At 59.8% G+C, this 21,654-nt stretch carries 18 protein-coding genes; 9 read left to right on the forward strand and 9 right to left on the reverse strand.

The window, feature by feature from the left end:
* Positions 1-39: 39 nt before the first annotated feature.
* The 5 genes from Q1A20_RS02725 to Q1A20_RS02745 all read right to left on the reverse strand — a co-directional run bounded on the left by Q1A20_RS02725 (position 40) and on the right by Q1A20_RS02745 (position 4,661).
* Positions 40-516 (reverse strand): pseudoazurin, encoded by a 477-nt coding sequence (locus tag Q1A20_RS02725; protein WP_299915790.1) that lies wholly within the window; start codon positions 514-516, stop codon positions 40-42.
* A complete protein-coding gene (locus Q1A20_RS02730; protein ID WP_299915791.1) occupies positions 500-1,273 on the reverse strand; it encodes an ABC transporter ATP-binding protein in 774 nt (257 codons plus the stop codon). The genes Q1A20_RS02725 and Q1A20_RS02730 overlap by 17 nt, the downstream gene beginning before the upstream one ends.
* Positions 1,270-2,358, reverse strand: a complete 1,089-nt coding sequence (locus Q1A20_RS02735) for an iron ABC transporter permease (RefSeq protein WP_299403834.1) — start codon at positions 2,356-2,358, stop codon at positions 1,270-1,272. The genes Q1A20_RS02730 and Q1A20_RS02735 overlap by 4 nt, the downstream gene beginning before the upstream one ends.
* A gap of 57 nt (positions 2,359-2,415) precedes the next feature.
* Entirely contained in the window at positions 2,416-3,564 is a 1,149-nt protein-coding gene (locus tag Q1A20_RS02740) for an ABC transporter substrate-binding protein (protein ID WP_298970022.1), read from the reverse strand.
* 176 nt (positions 3,565-3,740) lie between these two features.
* Positions 3,741-4,661, reverse strand: coding sequence for a LysR family transcriptional regulator (locus Q1A20_RS02745; protein WP_299403828.1), 921 nt, complete (start codon positions 4,659-4,661; stop codon positions 3,741-3,743).
* A 105-nt stretch (positions 4,662-4,766) separates the two neighbouring features.
* Between Q1A20_RS02745 and Q1A20_RS02750 the strand changes: the two genes are divergently transcribed.
* The 6 genes from Q1A20_RS02750 (at position 4,767) to Q1A20_RS02775 (ending at position 11,793) form a co-directional block, all read left to right on the forward strand.
* Entirely contained in the window at positions 4,767-5,765 is a 999-nt protein-coding gene (locus Q1A20_RS02750; RefSeq protein WP_299915795.1) for a TRAP transporter substrate-binding protein, read from the forward strand.
* Positions 5,766-5,843: 78 nt separating this feature from the next.
* On the forward strand, positions 5,844-6,326 hold the full coding sequence (locus tag Q1A20_RS02755; RefSeq protein WP_299403822.1) for a TRAP transporter small permease: 483 nt from the start codon (positions 5,844-5,846) through the stop codon (positions 6,324-6,326).
* Positions 6,323-7,714 carry a TRAP transporter large permease gene (locus Q1A20_RS02760; protein ID WP_299915797.1) on the forward strand — a complete coding sequence of 464 codons (1,392 nt, stop codon included), beginning with the start codon at positions 6,323-6,325 and terminating at the stop codon, positions 7,712-7,714. The genes Q1A20_RS02755 and Q1A20_RS02760 overlap by 4 nt, the downstream gene beginning before the upstream one ends.
* Positions 7,711-9,822 carry a N,N-dimethylformamidase beta subunit family domain-containing protein gene (locus Q1A20_RS02765; protein ID WP_299915798.1) on the forward strand — a complete coding sequence of 704 codons (2,112 nt, stop codon included), beginning with the start codon at positions 7,711-7,713 and terminating at the stop codon, positions 9,820-9,822. Before Q1A20_RS02760 ends, Q1A20_RS02765 begins: the two co-directional genes overlap by 4 nt.
* A gap of 140 nt (positions 9,823-9,962) precedes the next feature.
* Complete coding sequence (locus Q1A20_RS02770) at positions 9,963-11,030, forward strand: bifunctional transcriptional activator/DNA repair enzyme AdaA (protein ID WP_299915800.1); 1,068 nt, start codon at positions 9,963-9,965, stop codon at positions 11,028-11,030.
* Positions 11,031-11,034: 4 nt separating this feature from the next.
* Entirely contained in the window at positions 11,035-11,793 is a 759-nt protein-coding gene (locus Q1A20_RS02775; RefSeq protein ID WP_299915802.1) for an isocitrate lyase/phosphoenolpyruvate mutase family protein, read from the forward strand.
* A 91-nt stretch (positions 11,794-11,884) separates the two neighbouring features.
* Here Q1A20_RS02775 and Q1A20_RS02780 read toward each other — a convergent pair whose 3' ends face one another.
* Together Q1A20_RS02780 and Q1A20_RS02785 are read right to left on the reverse strand one after the other, a co-directional pair.
* Positions 11,885-14,521 (reverse strand): DUF6493 family protein, encoded by a 2,637-nt coding sequence (locus tag Q1A20_RS02780; RefSeq protein WP_299915804.1) that lies wholly within the window; start codon positions 14,519-14,521, stop codon positions 11,885-11,887.
* Entirely contained in the window at positions 14,518-15,858 is a 1,341-nt protein-coding gene (locus Q1A20_RS02785) for an SWIM zinc finger family protein (RefSeq protein WP_299915806.1), read from the reverse strand. Before Q1A20_RS02785 ends, Q1A20_RS02780 begins: the two co-directional genes overlap by 4 nt.
* A gap of 266 nt (positions 15,859-16,124) precedes the next feature.
* On the opposite strand from Q1A20_RS02785, the gene Q1A20_RS02790 reads away from it, so the two are divergent.
* From Q1A20_RS02790 to Q1A20_RS02800, 3 genes are read left to right on the forward strand one after another with little or no spacing between them, the layout of a single operon-like run.
* Positions 16,125-16,928, forward strand: coding sequence for a UDP-2,3-diacylglucosamine diphosphatase (locus Q1A20_RS02790; protein ID WP_299915808.1), 804 nt, complete (start codon positions 16,125-16,127; stop codon positions 16,926-16,928).
* Positions 16,929-16,943: 15 nt separating this feature from the next.
* Positions 16,944-18,161, forward strand: coding sequence for a DUF3419 family protein (locus Q1A20_RS02795; protein ID WP_299915810.1), 1,218 nt, complete (start codon positions 16,944-16,946; stop codon positions 18,159-18,161).
* A 5-nt stretch (positions 18,162-18,166) separates the two neighbouring features.
* Positions 18,167-18,814 (forward strand): class I SAM-dependent methyltransferase, encoded by a 648-nt coding sequence (locus Q1A20_RS02800; protein WP_299915813.1) that lies wholly within the window; start codon positions 18,167-18,169, stop codon positions 18,812-18,814.
* Positions 18,815-18,896: 82 nt separating this feature from the next.
* On the opposite strand, the gene arsH is transcribed toward Q1A20_RS02800, so the two are convergent.
* Together arsH and Q1A20_RS02810 are read right to left on the reverse strand one after the other, a co-directional pair.
* On the reverse strand, positions 18,897-19,631 hold the full coding sequence (gene arsH, locus Q1A20_RS02805; RefSeq protein ID WP_299915815.1) for an arsenical resistance protein ArsH: 735 nt from the start codon (positions 19,629-19,631) through the stop codon (positions 18,897-18,899).
* Positions 19,632-19,884: 253 nt separating this feature from the next.
* Entirely contained in the window at positions 19,885-21,564 is a 1,680-nt protein-coding gene (locus tag Q1A20_RS02810) for a BCCT family transporter (protein ID WP_299403793.1), read from the reverse strand.
* Between the last annotated feature and the right edge of the window lie 90 nt (positions 21,565-21,654).

A 21,654-nucleotide genomic window follows, 5' to 3' on the forward strand; every position in this document is an offset into this window, starting at 1 on the left:
GGCCGATGGCCGCAGGTTCTCTGGCGCAAACGATCCAGATTAAACGTCCAATTGATCCAACAATGCCCGAAAGGTCTTGCGGGCGGATCCCGGGTGGCGCACCTTCCTGACCGCTGCCAGATTGGACAGGTCTCCTCCCACCACGATCAGCCCGACCATGCCCATCTCATAATGCGGCAAGCAGAGATACCCGTAGATGCCGGGCACGGTGAAATCCACGGTCAGCACCTCATCGATCGCGCCATTCCACGGCTGCGCCCCCTCGGGGATCATCCCGCGTTTGGAGGCGGCGTTGTGCCCCGCGTCCGTGGGCAGGAACGTCACGCTCTCGCCTTGGTTGATGCGCAGGATTGCAGGTTCAAACACGTTCGGCGTGTTGCTGTCCCCACAGGCGGCATTGAGCATGAGGATGCTGTGATTGCCGGTCTCGTCCACCGCAGGCGCCGGGCAGGCCCAGGCGGCGCGTGCGGCCCCCAGGGCGGTCAGCGACAGGATGATGTTACGACGCGTAGGCATGGACAATCAGATCCTTTCTGGGCCCCGTGGTGATCTCAACCTCCACCCCGTAGGTTTGCGAAATAGCCGTGGAACGCAGGACCGTTTCCGGCGGGCCCTGCGCCAGAATACGCCCCTGCCCCAACAGGATCAGGTGATCGGCGAACCGGGCGGCGAGGTTCAGATCATGCAAGGCGACCATGCCGATGACACCGCGCTCGACCATGGCTGATTTGATCCGGGTCAGCACCTCCAGCTGGTGGCGCAAATCAAGGGCGGAGGTGGGTTCATCAAAGAGATACACCTCGGATTTGCGGATCAGCGCCTGCGCGACCGAGACCATCTGCGATTGCCCGCCTGACAGGTCGCTGACGTAGGCCTCCGCCAGATGGCCAATGCCTGCAGCCTGCAGGGCGCGGCTCACGGTCTGCATGTCCGCCTCCGACACCCGCCATCCTTTGAGCTGTTTATGGGCCATCATCACCACGTCAAAGACCGTAAGGGCGGCGTTGGCGGCAAAGAACTGCGGCATGAAACAGATGCGTTTCAGACGCGCGCGGGTGGGCAAACTGGACAAGTCGGTGTCACCCAAGATGATCTGGCCGGTGGTCGGTTTGGCCAGCCCGGCGATCAGACGAAACAGGGTCGATTTCCCTGCGGCATTTGGCCCGATCAGCGCCGTCAACTGCCCCGGGTGCAGCGCCGCGAAGTCGGCGTTCTGCAGCACCGGACGGGCGCCGTAGGAGAACCCGAGGCCAGAAGCGGAAAGCGTGTTCATTGCCAGTGCCTTTTGCGTTGGCCCAGAATGAGCAGGACGAAGAACGGGATGCCGATCAGCGAGGTGATCATGCCGATAGGATAGACAATGCCGGGGGTGATGGCCTTGGAGGCGATGGAGGTGCCCGAAAGAATGAGCGCCCCGCAAAGCGCCGAGAGGGGCAGGAAGCCGCGCTGGTCCTCCCCCACGATCATGCGTGCGATATGCGGGCCGACCAGGCCGACGAAAGCCACGGCACCCACAAATGAAACCGCAACGGCAGAAAGCAGCGAGACACCGGCCAGCACCGACATCCGCAACAGCGACACGTTGACCCCAAGTGCGGCGGCTTTTTCCTCGCCCATGCGCAGGGCGGTAAGCGCCCAGGAGCGCGACATAAAATAGGGCAGAACGATCAGCAGGATGACGACACAGACGCCAACCTTTGCCCATGAGGCGCGGGCAAGCGAGCCCAGTTGCCAGAAAATCAGCTGCGCCAATTGCAGCTCGGAGGCCCCGTATTGCAGAAAGGCCAACAGCGCGTTGAAGGTAAAGAGCATCGCGATGCCCACGAGGATCATCGCCTCCGGGCTGACCCCCCGCAGACGGGTGAAAAGGAACAGAAAACACGAGGTCAGCATGGCCAGCGCAAAGGCGTTCATCGTCACGAAGAGCCCACCGACCCCCGGCACCACCGACCAGCCCAGCACGATCGCGAGCGCGGCACCAAAGCTGGCCGCAGAAGACAGCCCCAGCGTGAAGGGGTCCGCCAGCGGGTTGTTCAGGATTGTCTGCATCTCGGCGCCAGCCACACCCAGCATCGCGCCGACGGCCACGGCCATCAGCGCCACCGGCAGGCGCAGTTGCCAGATGATCACCTGCTCCTTCGGCGAGGCAACCGAGGGGTCGATGATCACCTGCACCGTGCGCCCGAAACTGAGGTTTGCGGGGCCGGTGATCACGTCCAGCACAATCAGGCAGCACAGCACCACGCCAGCGCCGAGCACCAGTGCCACCCGGCGCAGGTTCCGCCTTTTGTAGGCCGCGACAAGCATTGCGGCACTTGGCCCGGATACCGAGGCGGGTGAGATGGCATGGTCTTTCATGGCGCGATCCAGATCAGGGGTGCGCCCACGGCGAGATACCGGCGCGGGCGCAGCGTGTCAGTTCAGGGTTGTCCAGAACTGTCCTGAAGCCGCAAACGGCAGAAACCGTTTGTGCAGCTCGTCGAAATTCGCCTCCACATCAAGGTCTTCGAAGTCATCGGGGTGCAGCCATTTGGCGATCTGTTGCACCGCGATGAAGTGGTAAGGCGAATTGTAGAACTGGTGGTAGATGGAGTGCAGATTGCCCTCCTTGACCGCGCGCAGATCGGCAAAACCGGCCCGGTCGGCAAGGGCCTGCAGCTTTTGCGCATTGACCGCCGGGTCGCCTTCGTAGCCCAACAGGGTCGAGGTTACCTCGGGCCGCGCTTCCACCCAATTGGCGCCGGTGCCGATGATATGATCTGGGTCCGCCTCCAGAATGCCTTCCAGGCTGATGTCGACCGAATAGGCGTTGGCAAGTGTGGAGGCGTAATTCACCCCACCGGCAAGCTCGACAAAACGGCCGTAGTTATAGGGCCCGAAGGACCAGCAACAGAAATCCTGCTGCCACCCGGCGGCGTTTTCAACCACCACCAGCGGGCGGTCCTCGGCGGGGATGGCGTCAACCACATTGGTAACCCTGCGCATCTGCGCGATGTAGAAATCGATGAATTCGGCGGCGCGCTTTTCTTCGCCAAGGATGCGCCCCATCAACAGCAGGGACGGCACCGTGTTTTCGGTCGAGTTGCGCCGGAAATCGACAAACGCCACCTGCACACCGGCATCACCCAGCTTTTCCACCAACCCGGTTTCTTCAGCCTTGAAGAGATTACCGACATCCAGCAGCACCAGATCGGTTTCCGCCTCAAGCACGGCCTCGATGCTGAAATCGCCCGCATAGGGGTTGCCGAAATTGATCAGCCGGGCAGTGTCTTCCGGAAAGGCCGCTTCGAATTTGCGAAAGGCGTCCGGGTCATAGAGGATCAGATCGTCTTTCCACCCGACGATTTTTTCAAAAGGATTGCCATCGACGAGCGGCGCGATGGAATACATCATCCGCCCTTCGCCCAGAACGATCTTTTCTGGCAGGTCGGTAAAGGTGACTTCTCGGCCAGCGATATCAGTTACAGTCAAGGCTTCCGCTTGAGCTTCACTGGCTTGCGCGATCATCATCACGCTGGCTGTAACAGCACCAAGGAAGCCGCGCGTGGGTGTCGAAAACGACATGGCGGTCTCCAATGTGTTGGTCAGTGTGCGGTGCTGGTAGCGCATTTCGCGGCAATACCCAAGTATTTTTATCGGAAATTTCAGATTTCTGTAAAGCCCGTCTGCGCGTGACGGTTTCACGCCTCAAGCCCGCGGTTCAGCGTTAATTTCGCCCCGCATTCCCTTTCGAGCCATGATCAGCCTGTCGCCGGGGTGCCCCCCATCGCACCACCAAATGCATTCTGCCGCAGGAAATCCACGAAGAGGGATTTGGACCCCACAATCGAATCCGTGCGCCAAAGTGCGACAGTTTGCAGCTGCTCGGTGATCCCCTCCAGTTCCAATGGCACCAGGTCATTGGTCAGTGAGCCACGCACACTTTCTGTCAGGACGGTCACGCCCATCCCACAGGCGACAAGGCCCAATATGCCCGCAGAGTTATAGGCTTCCTGCACGATGTGCGGAACAAACCCCGATCTGCGACACAGCGGGATCAGATAGGAATAGAAATGTTCCCAATCCTTTGACGGTCCATGCACAAAATCCTCATGCGCCAGCTCTTCCAGGTGGATGCTGCCACGGTGGGCCAGCCGGTGATTTTCATAGACGACACAGACCAGACGCTCCGACTGAATGAGCTGTTGCTCATATCCGGACCGACTTATCGGACCGGTGACGCAGCCGATGTCGAGCTCGCCCTCATCGAGTTTTTTCAATTGGGTGGCGGTCACGTGATGGTTGGGCTGCAAAACGATGCCCGGTTGCTGCGCCTGAAAGGATTTCAGCAACCTTGGCAGCACGCCAGCAATCGCCATATCCGTATAGCCGATGCGCAGACTGCCTATTTGCCCGCGATGCACCTGACGGGCATCTTCGATGGTGTGCTCCACCGCGTTCATGATGCTGCGGCACCCCTCCAGAAAAGTCTGGCCCGCATCGGTGATCCGAACGCTGCGGTTTGACCGATCAAACAGCAACACCTGCAGCTCCTGCTCCAGATGCTGAATGGCGCGGCTCAATGCGGGCTGCGCCACGCTCAACCGGTCCGCTGCACGGCGGAAGTGCAGCTCTTCGGCCACGGCGATAAAATACCGGATATGTCTGAGGCCAATTTTCATGATGCCGTTTCGTTATCAAAGCTGACTGATTTGATATTATACTTGCAATGATACCTGTGGCAATCTTGCGGGAATAACCAAAAAAATTTCAACACGGAGAGAAAAATGCCAAATTTCAGATCACTGCCCCTTGCGGCATCGCTGTTGTCCCTGAGCCTGTCCGCCCACGCGACGCTCGCCGCGGATGTCGTCATCAATCTTGGATATGCGGCAGCCGAGGGCAGTTCCTATGCGGTTCTGGCCAATAAATTCGAAGAGCTGGCCGAGACCTATTCCGATGGCACCATCGATGTCAAAGTGCGCTGCTGCGGGCAGCTGATGGGTGAGGATGAGGCGTTCAAGGCGATGCAGCTGGGCACCGTCGATATGCATGTGATCACCGGCAACAACATCTCGCCGCACTTCCCGCTGATGGACGCCTTTGTCTTGCCCTATATCTTTGAAGACAAGGACCATGCCTACCGCGTGCTTGAAGGTGACGTGGGACAGGGCTTTGCCGAGCAGCTGCAGGCCGCAACGGGCGTTCATCTGCTCACCTTCGGCTTTGTCGGAGATCGCGACTTCTATAACTCGCGCAACCCCATCACCAAGATGGAAGATATGGCGGGCCTCAAGGTACGGGTGCCCAAGAACCAGGTGATGATCGATACCTTTGCCGAATTTGGCGCCGCCCCGATCCCGCTGCCCTGGGCCGACACACCTACCGCACTGCAAACCGGAACGGTGGAGGGGGCGGACAACGGCACCTCTTTCATCAAGTCACAGAAATTCTACGAGATCATGCCGCATTTTACCGCGCTGGAGCATTTCACCTATTTCTCACCGCTTTTCGCCAGTCAGCGGATCATGGACAAGCTTGATGACAACCAGCGCGAGGCCGTGATGCGGGCCGCCCGCGAAGCCGGGATCTACCAGAAAGAGGAGATGACGAAACAGGTGGATGAGATCCGCGCATTCCTCACCGGTGAGGGCGGGATGAAGACCGCCGCGTTTGACCGTACCGATTTCATTGCCGCCGGGCAGCGTGTGCAGGACAAATATGCCGCCGAAAAAGACGACGTTTTCAAAACGCTGGTCGGCGAAATCCGGGCGGCGGCCGAATAACACCCTTTCTCCCTGAAACTTCGGGCTGCGATCAGATGATTGCAGCCTGCTTTTCACCCGACACGAAAGGGGTGGTTCATGCTGGGCAAACTTGATCGACACTTCGAAGAGGTTCTGTGCACGATCTTTCTGGCCTGTGTCGTGGGATCGGTCCTGATGCAGGTGGTGATGCGCTTCGTCTTTCACTCTGCCGCCGTCTGGGCCGAGGAAACTGCGGTCTACGGCATGATTTTTGCGGTCTATCTGGGCGCGACGATGGCCGTGCGCGAACGCGCCCATATCCGCATCACGCTGCTGGTCAGCCGCCTGCCCCGCGCCTTGCAGGTCTTCTCGATCGTGCTAGCGGATGCTTTGTGGTTCGCTTTTGTGATCTTCATGATCGTGCAGACCACCACATATACCCAACTGCTGTTCAACGTGACCTATCAGACGCCCGGCCTCGGGATCGAACAGCGATGGGTGCAGATGTTCATCCCGATGCTTTTCTGCCTGATGCTGTTTCGCATTCTGCAGGTCTACTGGCGCTGGAAAAACGATCGCTTCAAAGGGCTGCCGCTGTGAGCCAGACAGACACGTCCCCTGCGCGCCGCGGCATCATCCCGTCGATCATCTTTGGCCTGATGATCCTTGGGGTCGCCGCCACCTACGCCGTTGGCCTGAACGGTCCGGTCACAATGGCGGTGATCTTTGTCGTCACCATGGCCATTGGCGTACCGATCCCCTTTGCCGCGGGGATTGCCACCGTCGCGGGGCTCTATATCGCCGACATTCCGATGACCCTGATGGCGCAGGCAGCCTGGACCGCGTTTGAGCCCTTCCCGCTGGTCACCATCCCCCTTTTCGTGCTGGCCGGGCAGTTGATGGAACAGGGCGGCATGTCGGAGAAGCTGGTCAATATCGCGCAGAAACTCGTGGGCGCCTATAAGGGGGGGCTGGGCCTGGTCACGGTGGTGGCCTGCATGTTCTTTGCCGCCCTCTCCGGCTCCGGCCCAGCCACCACGGCGGCCATCGGATCGATCACCATTCCCGCGATGCAGGAAGAGGGCTACAGATCCCGCTTTGCGGGGGCCATCGCCGCCGCTGCCGGGGCGCTTGGCAGCATGATCCCGCCCTCGAACCTTCTGATCATCTTTGCGCTGGTCACCGATGTCTCCATCCCGCGCCTGTTTCTTGCCGGCATCGTGCCCGGCATCGTTCTGGGCCTGATGCTGATGGTTGTCGTCTTCATCATCTCGGCCAAGAACGGCTATGGTGGCACCGGCGAACCCTTCCGCTGGGGGCCGTTGCTGGAGGCCTTTTGGGAAGGCAAATGGGCGGTCTTTGCGCCGGTGATCATTCTGGGCGGCATCTATGCGGGCATTTTCACCCCCTCCGAGGCGGCAGGTGTGGCCGTGGCCTACGGGCTCTTTGTCGGTCTCTTCATCTATCGCGGGCTGACCCTGGCCAAGCTTTTTCATGCCTTCAAATTCACCGCCATCGTCATTGGCACCGTGCTCTTTATTCTGGGCTCCACCAAGGCATTCGGCCAGTTGGTCACGATCTTCGACATTCCCGACGCGGTGCTGAGCCTCTTTCGCGGGCTGGTCGAATTTCCCTGGCTGGTGATGCTGATGATCGGCGCCTTCTACATCCTTGTCGGCATGTGGCTGGAAAGCATCCCGCAGATCATCATCTTCACCGCCGTGTTCTTCCCGCTGGTCACCAGCCTGGGGATCGACCCGGTGGTCTTTGGCATCTTCACGGTCATGACCTGCGAGATCGGCTTTCTGACCCCACCCATCGGGGTGAACCTCTTTGTCGCCGCAAGGATCAGCAAGATCACGATCGAGGAAATATCCGTGGGCGTTCTGCCCCTGCTGATCCCCTATATTCTGATGATCCTGCTGCTGGTCTTCTTCTCCTCCTGGGTGACATTTCTGCCCGATCTGGTCTATGGGCCGATGCGATGACTACCCGGCACAAAAACCCGCCCTTACTGGGGTATGCTGACCGTCTCTCCGCACGACCCGGAGAGCGCATCGCCTTCAAGGTGTCATCGGCCTCGCCCCAGCCCTTCGCGGCACGGCTCGTGCGCTCCATCAGCGCGGATCCGAACCCGGCGGGCCAGGGGATCGTTGAAGAGGATGCCTCGCCCTACTTCCCCGCTCAGACCTTCGCATCTGTCGAACGCCCGTTTTATGCAGGCTCCTATAGCATCGCCAGGTCCGGGGTTGCCGCCGCAAAAGGCGCTGACCTGAGCCTGTCGGTGAAAATATGGCCGACGCTGCGGTCGGACCGCCGCCAAACCATTCTCAATATCGACACGCTCGACTTGCGACTGGACACCGAAGGTGCCGTGGCACTGGCATTTGGCGCGCAAACCATCTCCACCGGCCGTCCGCTGAGCTTGCGCCAATGGCACCTGATCGAAGCGCGACTTGAGAAGGGCACCTGGACGCTGCGGCAAACCCCGCTTGGACCTGCGCAGGCCGCGCCGGTTGAGGTCCAAGAGGACGCGCTTGCCTCCCTCAGCTTATCCGGAACCCCGGTGATCGCGGCCAAATGGGAGGACGGTCGCGCAGGGCAGCATTTCAACGGAAAAATCGAGGCCCCGACCCTGGTGGCTGATGCTCAGCCCCTCTGCGCCTGGGATTTTGGCAAGCAGATCTCCTCCACGACGGCAGAAGCAACCGCCGGACCCGATCTTGATCTGGTGAACTACCCGACGCGCGCCGTCACAAGCGCCGGTTGGGACGGCGCCGAGATGAACTGGACCCACAAGCCCGATCACTACGCGGCGATCCACTTCCACGAAGACGATATCTACGATTTCGGGTGGGACACCGATTTTACCTTCACCCTCCCCGAAGACATGGCCTCAGGCGCCTATGTCATGCGGCTGAGCTGCGACGGGCATGAGGATGCGATCCCCTTCTTTGTCTGCCCGCCGTTGGGGAAGCCATCCGCCGATCTCTGCGTGCTGATCCCGACCTTCACCTACACGATCTACGGCAACCACGCGCGCCCGGATTTTGACCCCTCGTGGCAGAAAAAATTCGCCGACTGGGACGCCTACCCCCACAATCCGGCGGCATACCCGCACTACGGCCTGTCGACCTATAACAATCACAGCGATGGCTCCGGCATTTGCCACGCGTCGCATCGCCGTCCGCTCTTCAACCTGCGCCCCGGCTACGTGACCTTTGGCAATACCGACTGTTCGGGCCTGCGCCATTTCCAGGCCGACAGTCATCTGCTCAGCTGGCTGCATGCCAAGGGCATTGCCTATGATGTGATCACGGACCATGCCCTGCATGCGGATGGCGGCGCGGCGTTGCGTGACTACAAGGCAGTCACCACGACCACCCACCCCGAATACCACACCGCACAGACCCTTGATGCGCTGCGCGACTATCGCGATGCAGGCGGCCATTTGGCCTATCTTGGCGGCAACGGGTTTTACTGGCGTATCGCGGTGCATCCCGAAAACGACAGCCTTCTGGAAATCCGCCGCGCCGAAGATGGCATTCGCGCCTGGGCGGCTGAACCCGGGGAGTATTATAACGCGTTTGACGGCACCTATGGCGGGCTTTGGCGGCGCAACGGGCGCGCGCCGCAGGCTCTGGTGGGCATCGGCTTTGCCGCGCAGGGCGAGTTCTTCGGCGATCCCTACCGACGTGTCTGCACCAATCTGGCGTATGACTGGGTATTCGAGGGGATCGAAGGCGAGATCATCGGCGATTTCGGGTTTTCGGGGCATGGCGCCGCGGGCTTTGAACTGGACCATATGGATCATCGTCTGGGCACACCTGAACACACGGTGCTGCTGGCGCGATCCGTGACGCGTGAAAACGGCTTCATGCTGGTGCCCGAAGAACAACTGACCCATCTGACCAACCTCACCGGCGGCCCGGCGCAGGATGCCCTGCACGCGGATATGATCTGGGCCGAATATCCGCAGGGCGGGACGGTTTTTGCCACCGGTTCGATCACCTTCTGCGGCAGCCTGCCCTGGAACAACTTTGACAACAGTGTTTCACGACTCTTCCAGAATGTTCTGACCAAGCTGCTGGCGTGAATCGGTCGACAGGCGGCGAAGCGCGCAACTGGGGTCAGCCTTGGCTCGCCACTGAGGTGGCATTCCATTTACGCTCAAGAAAATTAAATACACGCCCGATTTTCGGCGGCGTCTCTTTTGCCAGATGATATGCAGGGTGCATGCTCTTTGATCTTCCAGACCGCGACACGCTCTACCAGGCGCTGATTGACCGGAATACCGCCTATGACGGACAGGCTTATGTCGGCGTGTCGACAACGGGTGTGTTTTGCCGGCTGACCTGCCCTGCCCGTAAACCAAAGCCCGAAAACTGTAGGTTCTACGGATCGGTCAAGGCGTGCCTGGAAGCGGGGTTTCGCCCCTGCAAGAGATGCCAGCCCTTGCGCCCCATGGCATCGGCGGACCCTGCGGTCGGCACCCTGCTTGCGGCGCTTGAGGCACGGCCAGCGCACCGCTGGTCCGAAGACGATGTCAAACATATGGGCTTTGACCTCTCCACGATCCGCCGCAGTTTCAAGCGCCAGTTCGGGATGACCTTTCTGGAAATGGCCCGGCAACGGCGGTTGCGCGACGGGTTCGCGATTCTGGCCGAGGGCGGCAAGGTTATTGACGCCCAAATAGATGCAGGGTTCGCATCCGCAAGCGCGTTCAGAGCGGCCTTTGCACAGCTCCTGGGCCGCGCCCCGGGCAATTTTGACAGCAAACCCCTGCTCTTCGCGGATTGGGTCACAACCCCCTTGGGCGATATGATTTCGGTAAGCAGCCGATCACATCTTCACCTGTTGGAATTCGTCGACCGGACAGCACTGAAAAGAGAGATCACCCAGCTGGAAAAGCACGCCCATGGCAGGCTCGGGATCGGTAAAACCGACCCCGGCGAGCAGATCAAAGCGGAATTGCGTGCCTTCTTTGCGGGCGCTTCCGCCGGTTTTTCGACACCCTGCGCGCTCGACGGATCACCCTTTGCACGCGAGGTTTGGGCGGAACTGACGCGCATCGCGCCCGGCACAACGCGCAGCTATTCAGAGATTGCCAGATACATTGGCAGGCCCTCCGCCACGCGCGCCGTTGCCCGCGCCAATGGCGCCAATCGGCTGGCCATTGTCATCCCCTGTCACCGCGTTGTTGGTGCCGACGGGTCGCTGACCGGATATGGTGGCGGTCTGTGGCGCAAGCAGAAACTGATCGACATAGAACGCCAATATCAACCCCAGGAAAGGGAAGCATGAAACAATGAGCCAGACCGAAAAAGCAAATTTATTCAAATCACTGCACGTGAAAGGTGATCCTCTGGTTCTCTACAACATCTGGGACGCAGGTGGGGCAAAAGCGCTCGCGAAAGCGGGCGCCAAGGCCGTCGCAACCGGCAGCTGGTCGGTCGCCGCCGCACATGGGTTCAAGGATGGCGAAGCCATGCCACTGGATTTCGTGCTGCGTGTCGTGGAACGCATCGCGGCCAGCGTGGATATCCCCCTCACCGTTGATTTCGAAGGGGGATATGCCGAGGCCCCGGAGCTTGTGACCGAAAACGTGCGCCAGGTCCTGCGGGCAGGTGCAATTGGCATCAATTTCGAAGATCGCATCGTGCAGGGCGAGGGCCTCTATCCGGTTGCAACGCAGGTCGAGCGGATACGCGCCGTGCGCGAAGCGGCTCGGATGGAAGACATCCCCCTGTTCATCAACGCGCGGACCGATGTGTTTCTGGGGTCGGATCCGTCGGAGCACGCTGAGCTGGCCCCCGACGCGCTGGAACGTGAAGCCGCCTATGCGGAAGCAGGTGCAGATGGTTTCTTCATCCCCGGCCTGACACAACATGATTTGATTGGCGACATTGTTGATGCGGCCAGCCTTCCGGTGAATGTGATGATGAAAGGCGCGCTGGACACACTCGCCGGTGTCGCAGAGATCGGTGTGTCCCGTGCAAGCTACGGTCCCGGCCCCTATGCGAGCGCGATTGCGGACTTAACTGAAAGGTTCAACTCCCTGAAGTAGGTATCTGTTATCAGAAGATAGTTTGAATTCCCGAAGGCGCGCTTCGGTCATTCAAACAACAGCCGCCGAGGTTGCCTGCATGTTTTCGGCCTCAGGCTTCCACCCCCTGGGCCATCTGCAGCAGCTTCTTCGAGAATTTCGCCAATTTCCCGCCGCCGCGGATATCACGCAGGCAGTCCTCGGCTTGCGGGCTGAGCGAGGTGGTTCGTGAGGCGACAGAGAGTTCATACAAAAGCTCCAACATGCCGCCAAAGTCATGCGGCGTGTCATCTGCGGTAAAATCCAGCATCGCGACCATGGCTTCGCGCACCAGCGTCGCGTTTTGTGGGGCCGTTTGAGCGATTGTACCAAGTCCTTTCGTCCACCGTTTGGTTGGGAGGGCATCGGCCAAGACAAACGGCTTCAACGCCTGCGCAAAGAGCGCAACCTCCAGGCGGTCTTCTGCAAACAATGTGGCGACAGCTTCGCAGGCCAGACCGGAGACGGATTTGTCCTCTGACGCCATATAGTAAACCAGTGTCGCAGCGCCCAGCGGTCCACATGGGGGACCCGGTCGGAAGAACGGCTCCAGAAAACCCAGGCACGGGTGATCGGTCAGTTTTTGATCGGGATCCAGCCTGGCGATTGCGGAGCGGAAAAATGGCTCTGGCCATCCCGGTCTGACAAGGGAGGCCCAAGCCACATCCTCATAGGTGCCACTGCACGCAAAAACCCCGTATGCGCCTGTCACATGGAACATGGCGGGCAAGGCTTTTGTATCCTCCGTAATAGTCAAGGGCTCGGCAATTCTAACGTCGATGTAGCGATAGATATCGCGGTCGATCCGCGCGACCGAGACATCATATTCCGCGGCAATGCCACAATCGGGATGTGGCCGGTCAAACAGCGCGACAATGTGCGGATCGGTCGGACAAGGCTGCCGCGCGGCCCAGGCGGCGGCCCACAGCGCTTGCTGCGATCCGAGGCACGCGTCGGAGCCCAAAGCATAGGCCAGCGCGTGTTCCTCCTCTGTTTTTGGCACAAAACCCACGCGCGCCGTTTCGCGATTGTCTGTAGACAACCGCAACAAGGCCAGCGACAGATCGACCATCCCCGGCGCAACCCCGGCTGCCCGATAAGGCTCAAGCCGGGTCATCAAGACCACCGGATTAACGAAGCCGCCGGTATCTGTGGGTGCAGATAGCATCGGCAGGCTGAACCCCGACTGAATACGCTCGATGATTTCGGCGTTGCGATCGCGAAACACGCGGGCAAAGCACCCTTTTGGCACATGAGCGACGCTCGGATTGTAACCCCTCTCGTCCGCAAATTCATGCACTGCGGTGCCCTCGGCGAGCGCGCTGCCAGTCGCTGCCAGAACAACCCTTGTGTAGTTCTCGCCCGGTTTATTCCAAATCTGCCTAGCACGTTTTTTAAGTGGTGACAGGAGCTTGGCGTCCTTTGTTAATTTCACGCCAAACCGTGCAATCCCATCGATTGCGCGTTCTACCTCAAACGGATCGCGCGAGACTTCCAGAACGGCCAGAAACACCGTGAGCGCCTCGGCAGCATCAGCGACGGGCATGATCTGCTGTGGGATGCTGGTCTGGGCAATGGCCTGACCGGCTTGCGGTGTTTCATGGCTGATCCCCGCCATAGTGGCAATGCGCGCCTGAACCGATGGCGCCACCAGCGGCACATATTGCGCCAAGGCATCCTGGATCGCCGGAGCATCTAACCTCTCAATCAGGTCGAGCGCTTTGGATTGCACATCCGCCTGCTCGGACACCAGTGCGCATATCGCCTTTCGGGTCGCGGCCTCGGACAACGTCGGGTCTCGTTTGACCGCTGAGGCGATGAGGCGCAAGGCAGCCACCACGGTACCCTTTTGCCGAGCCTGAAGCGGGCCGTCCAACGCCTCCAACAGGTCACCGGGCGCGATCTCCTGCGCCTTGTCCAAGGCCTGCACAATCTTGATGGCAAAGGATACCGTCGTCGGGATCGACGACCCAAGCAGCGACAGATACCGTTCCGCCCGTTTGGCAATTTCTTCTGGCGTGGGGTTAAGAGCGGTGTGAAACCGCGCGTACCAGCCTGCACGAAACTGCGCGAAATCGCGGGCGAGCGCCTCCAGCGTTGCATCGAGCATCCTGTCGCGGTCCAGCTTGCCTGCGTTCACAAGCGCCACAAGTTGCGTTGCCCAACTGCAATCGGGGCTCGCATATTTATCATGCGCCGCGAGGCTGAATTCGCCACCGCCTTCGACTTCGAAGAAGCGCCAGACGTCGTGGTCGAGGAACATATCATCCGCGGAGAGGTCGCGGTTTTGCGCGTAGGTTGCGTAGTAGCCAAGAATGAAGGCATCGCTTGTCGGTCGAGCGCACAGACCGGCCTCCCAAACCGGCGCAATACGCGCGATCCAGTGGGGGCTGTTTTCAACCACCCATGCAACCCATGCATCGGTCCACTCCGGTGACAGGGTGCGCAGGGCGTTTTCGATGCCGAATTTGGTTGGAATAGGGTGAAAGAGCAGTTTTTTGAGATCGGTCAGGGTCGCCGTCGCCAAAACACCCACCTGAACCGCCTCAAACGACTTGGCGGTCTTCCGGTTTTGCAACGCCTCACCATAGAAACGCGCGACGTCTTTGCCATGCTTGCGCCGCTCCGCCTGCGGTATGGCGGCCAGCCGCTCCAAGACCACTTCAGGTCGCTTTGTGCGGATCAGCTTGAGGATATCGTCGGAATTCATGCCCCTTGCTCCACTTGCATTTCGACCGCCAGCACGTGTTTGCACGGGCCCCGGCCCCCGGCATGTTTGGCGTACCAGGGGCAGGTGCAACGCCAGCCCTCAGCATGCGCGTCCACCCGATGGATCACACCGGCACTGCGCACTTCAGCGCCTTTTCCGATCATCTGTACGGCCCCTTTGTCGAGTAGCTTTTGCGCGGCATTGAGGCGGGGGTTCATCGCCGCGATGCGTTCCAGATCAAACGGCAGTACTCGGTGGAAATATCTGTTCTCTTTTAGGTCAAACCCAAGCAGACCGACAGCGGCCAGTTCCGCCATCGCACGGCGGGTATCGCGCACCGACAAACCCGTCGCAGCGGCGAGAGACACCTCGTCCAGCTGCTCCTGCCAGCACAATTGCGCCCGCAGGGCCGCCGCCCCGGACCCGTCCGAGGTCGCAATCTGCGACAGCAGCCCCCCATCCCCGGAAAACCCTCGCCACGGATTCGCGTTCAAGACAAGGCACAGGCGCTGAGCAGCAAGCTCAAGCACCCAAGCCGAGGCGCCCGTATCCCGATTGACATAGACCTCCAAACGTTCACACAGGCCAGCCATCACCTCCAAAGCACGCAAACGATGCGCACCACGCAAAGGCACCGCGCCAGGCACCTCACGCATCGTCAAACGCGGCAGATCACCGGCCAGAGTAAGCCATTGAAGATGATCGCTCTTTCCGCGCGGCAACTGCCGCAAAAAGCGCTGCGCCGCCATAGGTTTCAACGTGTAAGCCTTCGTCATGCCCGCCATAACGGTTTGCACCTCGGCAAACCCCTTGATCCACCGCAGGGGCAGCGGCACTTTCTTCTCCACGATGGCTTGGCCGTCGCGCGCGACCTCGACCGCATCCGCACCAATCGTCAGGTCCAGCGTGTTGCGCGTGCTCATCTGGGCCAGCGTGCTCCGCATCTCGGCCCCAAAATCCACGTTCACAGTCCCCTTCCGGCGCAGCGTGGTGTTCAGCGCATTCTGGTCGAGATCAAGCCGGATATAGGCGCTGCAGCAGGCGGAAAAGCCTTCAAACCGGACGGCAGTGCTGCTGACGGTTGCCACCGGATCCGCTTCGCGCAGCATCCGCGCCAGCATCGATGGCGGCACATAGAACCGCGACCCGACAATCTCGGACACGGCCCTGAGACCACGCGCCGTCACATCTGGATAAAGCGCCCTCGCTTTCAGGAATTGACCCTGGTTCGCAGGCGACGCACTGGTATCGCTTACCAGAGCCAAGGTTTGACCGTTGGCATGATCGCGCAGCGCTGACCGGGCCAGATAACGATAGTTTTGTTCAAGCGCGCTCATTCAGGCCACCGGGTGATTTCTCTTGGGCCCATGCATAGCGATGAATTTCGTCAAGATTTTGATGCAGTGGGAAAAACCGGATCGCCGATGCTTTTCTCTGCGCGAAAGCTGTCGCCATCAGCCATGCTGTGATGCGTTTTCCTCCCCATTTCTCGCCCCTACCCTCCGATCGGCAACAGCCCCAATTGGCAAAAAGTGCGGACGTCATTTTTCTGTGATCGGCGCGCGATATACACGGCGCAAAAGCAAAATGGCCGGGCAGCAACGTGAATTACCGCACCATCTTCTTGTCGGATATCCACCTGGGCACGCCAGGTTGCCAGGCGGAATTGCTGCTGGATTTTCTGCGGCAACACGAGGCACGAGAATACTATCTCGTCGGTGACATCGTCGATGCCTGGCGCATCCGGCGCAAAGGTTTTCTATGGCCGCAGGCCCATAATGACGTGGTCCAGACCCTTTTGGCCAAGGCACATGATGGGGCAAAGATCTATTTGATCCCCGGCAATCACGATGAATTTCTGCGTTCCTATCTGGGCACGCATTTCGGCGGCATTGAGGTCCTGCACAGCGCCGATTTTACCAGCGCCGATGGCAAGCGGTTTCTGGTCACGCACGGGGATCAATTCGACTCCGTGGTGGTCAACGCCAGGTGGCTCGCGCATGTGGGCGACCGGGCCTATGGTTTCATGCTGTGGCTCAATACCCGGCTAAACCGGCTGCGCTGGCTCTGGGGCGGGCAATACTGGTCGCTGTCGAAATGGGCCAAGCATCAGGTCAAGCAAGCCGTGAACTACATCAGTGAATATGAAAACGTGCTTACAACCGAAGCCAGACGGGGCGGCTATGATGGTGTCATTTGCGGCCATATTCACAGCGCCGCCATCCGCGAGATGGATGGCATTGCCTATGTGAATACCGGCGATTGGGTCGAAAGCTGCACGGCGGTTGTGGAGTTGGACAGTGGCCGCCTGGCCCTGATCGACTGGGAAAATTCTGCCCGGCAATCCCGCAAACGCGCGCGCCTGCGCCGTGCCCGCCGCAAAGACAAACAACTGGAAAATGTATAGCGAGGCCCAGACCTGATGAACATCTCTGCACAGGCCCAGCTGGACGCCGCGGTTCGGCAAGACACCGATGCAACGACCGGGCATCTGGAACAGCTTTTCTCGCGCCTGTTTCTCGGTCTGGTGTATCCTCAGATCTGGGAGGACCCGGTTGTCGACATGGCCGCCCTGCAGATCAGCCCCGACGACAATCTGGTCTGCATCGCCTCTGGTAGCTGCAACATGATGTCCTATCTGACCGCCGGACCGGCCTCTGTCACGGCGGTTGATCTGTCACCGGCCCATGTGGCTCTGGGCCGTCTGAAACTGACCGCAGCACAGAACCTGCCCGACCACGCGGCGCTCTACCAGTTTTTCGGACGCGCCGACATGGCAAGCAATATGCGGCTTTACGACCGCTATCTGCGGCACAGTCTGGATGACCAAAGCCGCGCTTTCTGGGAAGGGCGGTCGCCATTCCGCCGCAGGCTTTCGCTGTTCCAGAAGGGTTTTTACCGATATGGGCTGCTTGGTCGTTTTCTGGGTGCGGTGCATCTGGTCGCGCGCCTTGGCCGTGTTGATTTCTCCAGGCTGTTGGCGGCGCGCACCCAGACTGAGCAACAGGCCTTTTTTGACACGGAAATCGCCCCACTCTTTGACATGTGGCTGGTGAAAAGGCTCGCTGGTTTCCGGGCGTCGCTGTTCGGTCTGGGCATCCCGCCTGCGCAGTATGACAAGCTGGCCGCAGATGGGGGTGGCGATGTAATTCCGGTGCTGCGCGAGCGTGTGCGCAAGCTCACCTGCGACTTTCCAATTCGAGAGAATTACTTTGCCTGGCAAGCATTTGCGCGGTGCTATGATCCCAGCCCGGATGCCGCGCTCCCGCCCTATCTCCAGGCACAGAATTTCGAAGCACTGCGCAGCTATGCCAACCGCGGCAGGATCGTGAACCAATCGCTCACCGACCATCTGGCCACGGCCCCGGACGGCTCGAAACAAGGATATGTGCTTCTGGATGCGCAGGACTGGATGAACGACGCGCAGTTGAATGCGCTCTGGCGCGAGATGACCCGCACGGCCAGCCCCGGCGCACGGGTGATCTTCCGCACCGGCGGCACCGCTGACATCCTGCCCGGGCGCGTGGCCCCTGCCCTGCTTGGGCGCTGGTCATACGACGACGAAGTCTCCAAAGATGGCAGCGCACGCGACCGCTCGGCGATTTACGGCGCCTTTCAACTTTACCATTTCGAAGGCTGATACCCATGCTTGATACAGGTGCCAATTCTCACGCCAACCTGATGAACCAGACCTACCGCCATCAACGGCTGATCTATGATCTGTCCCGGAAGTACTACCTCTTTGGCCGCGACCACCTGATTGCCGGGCTCGCGCCGAAGGAAGGATCGCATGTGCTGGAAATCGCCTGCGGCACCGGGCGCAACCTGCAGGTCGCAGCGCAAAAATACCCGCATTGCGCGTTCTATGGATTGGACATCTCATCTGAAATGCTGCGATCCGCGCAAGACAAGTTGGGCGAGAAGGTGCAGCTCGCCCAGGCAGATGCCTGCCATTTTGATGGTGCGGACCTGTTTAATCGTCCGCACTTTGATCGGGTTTTTATCTCATATGGGATCTCGATGATCCCGGAGTGGGAGGCTGCGCTGAGCATGGCATTTGCCCACCTCGCACCCGGTGCAGAGCTGCATGTGGTCGACTTTTCGGATCAACACGGTTGGCCGCGCTGGTTTGGAACGGCGCTGAACAAATGGCTGCGCAAATTCCACGTCAGCCCGCGTCTGTCTCTGGCGCCCGTTCTCAGCGAAATCGCGCGCGACGCTGGCGCAGGCGCGCGCCACCACCAACTCTATCGCGGCTACGCGCAATATGGGGTGATCGAAAAGCGGCGCTGACCCGACGCCCCAAGGCCGTTCCTAGCGAGCGGATGCGCGCTCAACAGATCAGGTTGCCGTTCATACTTGGCGGACCAAGCCGCTAGCAGCTTTTGCATTGGCCAGATCCCAAAGCCTGTTCATTGACCCGGCGCGTCAGAGCTTCGGCGCTCTTCATGCGTTCGCTGTAGCGATCAACCAGATAGGCGCTGCTGTCTCTTGTCAGCAGGGTGAATTTCAGCAACTCCTCCATCACGTCGACCATGCGGTTATAGTAAGGTGATGGTTTCATGCGATCGTCGCTCTCGAACTGTTGAAATACTTTTGGAACCGACGACTGGTTCGGGATCGTCAGACAACGCATCCAGCGGCCCAGGATGCGCAGCTGATTGATCGCGTTGAAGCTTTGCGACCCACCACAGACCTGCATGACGGCGAGCGTTTTCCCCTGCGTTGGCCGCACCGCGCCGAGCGAGAGTGGTATCCAGTCGATCTGCGCTTTCATGATCCCGGTCATGGCCCCGTGACGCTCCGGTGAGCACCAGACCATGCCCTCGCTCCAGGTCACCAGATCGCGCAGCTCCTGTACCTTGGGGTGTTGTGCATCCGTATCATCGGGCAGCGGCAACCCTGAGGGATCGAAGGTTTTTGCCTCCGCCCCAAGGTGCGCTAAAACGCGTCCCGCTTCTTCTGTCATCAGGCGGCTGAAAGAGCGGGCGCGCAGGGACCCGTACAAGAGCAATATGCGCGGTGGATGCACGCTCCGGGCCTGCGGGAAAAGCTGCGCGTCGTCGATTGGTTGCAGATGCTCGTCATTTAAACTCGGCGTCTCAGACAAGGCGTTCTCCTCTCTCTCAAGATCATCTGCCTGCTTTCAGCGCAGGGTAAGGTTCATCTGATGACCATCCCATCACCCAACAGGTTCAAATCGATATGACAACGGCTCTTACAGCGGGACCTATCGCTCTGCTTTCACGACACGACACGAAGACGGTTGGCCATCCCACAGCCTCGCGTGATGCTATCGCTGCTGGACGGCATAAAAAAGGCCCCGGTGGTGACCGGGGCCTTTAAGGAGCATTGTTGCCAGATTATTCCGCTGGCATCACCGAGGTTTCCGGGTCAATCGTTGTCGCGACACCAGCCGCTTCCCGGCGACCATCGTTGAAGATGGCCTTGATCAAAGCGATGCACATCAGCGCCATAACAATCGAGAACGGAAGCGCTCCGATCACCATCGCGGTCTGAATGGCCCCCGTCCCCCCGGAGATCAGCAGACCGCCAACAACCAGCGCCAGAGCAGCACCCCAGAACAGGATGTGAGGGCGGGCCTTTGGACCTTCGTCACCGGCCGCGTTGATGGTGTTCACGATCAGCACCGCAGAGTCAGCGGAGGTCACGAGGAACGTCATCAGCAGGACAACGATCACGACCGCCATGCCCCAAGCCAGGGCTTGTGCAATCGGCGCCAGCATGAACTCGGTCATCGCAAAGATCTTGTCACCGTTGGCGGCATCAAGGATCAGCCCATTGGCCTCACCGTTGAGCTCGAGGTCGATCGCTGTGCCACCGGCCCAGGCGAACCAGACAAAGCACATCAGCGACGGTACGATCATCGCACCCAGCACGAATTCGCGGATGCTCCGGCCACGCGAGATACGCGCGAGGAACAGACCCACAAACGGCGCAAAGGCGATCCACCAGGCCCAGTAGAACACCGGCCACCAGCCCTGCCATTGCGTCAGCAGGAATGCTTCGGACCCTTCGACACCATCAGAGCTGTAGACGTTGAAGCTCAGCCATGGCAGCGCGACCAGGTAGTCCCAAATGCCGACGAAGAAGGCCATCGCCCCGAACCATGTTGCGCCAAAGAGGATGAAGAACCCCAGCAGGAAGATCGAGAGCACCATGTTGATGTTGGATAGCCACTTGATGCCCTTGCCAACACCCGACAGCGCCGAGAGCGTCGAGGCCCCCATGATCACCAGCAAGGCAATCACGATGCCCATTGTGGTCGCGGAGCCATCTTCGAGCGCAAGACCACCGATCCCGATGCGTGTCAGACCGGCCACGAACTGCTCAACACCGAAGCCAAGCGTTTGCGCCACACCGAGAATTGTCGCCACGACGGCCACGATATCGATGAGGTGGCCCACCGGGCCGGACAGGGATTTGCCAAAAAGAGGTGTCAGTGACGAGCGGATCGTCAGCGGCAATCCCCGGCGGTAGCTGAAGAAGGCCAGCGCCAGACCTGCAATCGCGTAACACGCCCAAGCGCCCAAACCCCAGTGCAGGTAGGACCACACATAGGCCGTACGCACGTTGTCCGCATCAAGGGCCGTTGTCAGACCCTGAATGACCGAAGGGTTGTTCTTGAAGTGGGCGACGGGTTCCGCCACGGCCCAGGTCAGCATGCCGACACCGATCCCGGCGCCAAACATCATCGAAAACCATGAGAAATTCGAAAACTCAGGCTTCTCGCCATCGGTGCCCAGATTCAGGCGACCGGCGGTGGGCCAGATGGCCAAGCCGATACAAACGATGACAAAGGCGGTCACCACCCAGATGTACCAGGCCGCAAACTGCGCCAGGATGGCCGTGTTCCAATTGCCCAGAACGGTGCCCGCCTGGGTTGGCCAAACGATACACCAGACCACCAGCATACTGATGATGATCTTACTGATGACAGTTACGTTAACACTGAACCCCCGATAAAAACCGCTGTCAGCGGTCTTAATCGGTAGATCGGATAATGGAGGTTTTATTGACATTATAGTCTCCCTGTTGTTCTCGCGAACGTAGCGCGATCTTAATAGAGATAACAATACGGGCGGCATAATGTTTGACAACTAGAAACTATG

It is taken from the genome of uncultured Roseobacter sp., from assembly GCF_947501835.1.
In the GTDB taxonomy this organism is placed as follows: domain Bacteria; phylum Pseudomonadota; class Alphaproteobacteria; order Rhodobacterales; family Rhodobacteraceae; genus Roseobacter.

Bases quoted from the DNA above. Each gene is read 5' to 3' on its own strand.
- Q1A20_RS02740 (WP_298970022.1), bottom strand. From the start codon at position 3,564: ATGTCGTTTTCGACACCCACGCGCGGCTTCCTTGGTGCTGTTACAGCC.
- Q1A20_RS02755 (WP_299403822.1), top strand. From the start codon at position 5,844: ATGCTGGGCAAACTTGATCGACACTTCGAAGAGGTTCTGTGCACGATC.
- Q1A20_RS02780 (WP_299915804.1), bottom strand. From the start codon at position 14,521: ATGAATTCCGACGATATCCTCAAGCTGATCCGCACAAAGCGACCTGAA.
- Q1A20_RS02745 (WP_299403828.1), bottom strand. From the start codon at position 4,661: ATGAAAATTGGCCTCAGACATATCCGGTATTTTATCGCCGTGGCCGAA.
- Q1A20_RS02750 (WP_299915795.1), top strand. From the start codon at position 4,767: ATGCCAAATTTCAGATCACTGCCCCTTGCGGCATCGCTGTTGTCCCTG.
- Q1A20_RS02775 (WP_299915802.1), top strand. From the start codon at position 11,035: ATGAGCCAGACCGAAAAAGCAAATTTATTCAAATCACTGCACGTGAAA.
- Q1A20_RS02770 (WP_299915800.1), top strand. From the start codon at position 9,963: ATGCTCTTTGATCTTCCAGACCGCGACACGCTCTACCAGGCGCTGATT.
- Q1A20_RS02800 (WP_299915813.1), top strand. From the start codon at position 18,167: ATGCTTGATACAGGTGCCAATTCTCACGCCAACCTGATGAACCAGACC.
- Q1A20_RS02810 (WP_299403793.1), bottom strand. From the start codon at position 21,564: ATGTCAATAAAACCTCCATTATCCGATCTACCGATTAAGACCGCTGAC.
- Q1A20_RS02785 (WP_299915806.1), bottom strand. From the start codon at position 15,858: ATGAGCGCGCTTGAACAAAACTATCGTTATCTGGCCCGGTCAGCGCTG.
- Q1A20_RS02725 (WP_299915790.1), bottom strand. From the start codon at position 516: ATGCCTACGCGTCGTAACATCATCCTGTCGCTGACCGCCCTGGGGGCC.
- Q1A20_RS02795 (WP_299915810.1), top strand. From the start codon at position 16,944: ATGAACATCTCTGCACAGGCCCAGCTGGACGCCGCGGTTCGGCAAGAC.
- Q1A20_RS02735 (WP_299403834.1), bottom strand. From the start codon at position 2,358: ATGAAAGACCATGCCATCTCACCCGCCTCGGTATCCGGGCCAAGTGCC.
- Q1A20_RS02765 (WP_299915798.1), top strand. From the start codon at position 7,711: ATGACTACCCGGCACAAAAACCCGCCCTTACTGGGGTATGCTGACCGT.
- Q1A20_RS02730 (WP_299915791.1), bottom strand. From the start codon at position 1,273: ATGAACACGCTTTCCGCTTCTGGCCTCGGGTTCTCCTACGGCGCCCGT.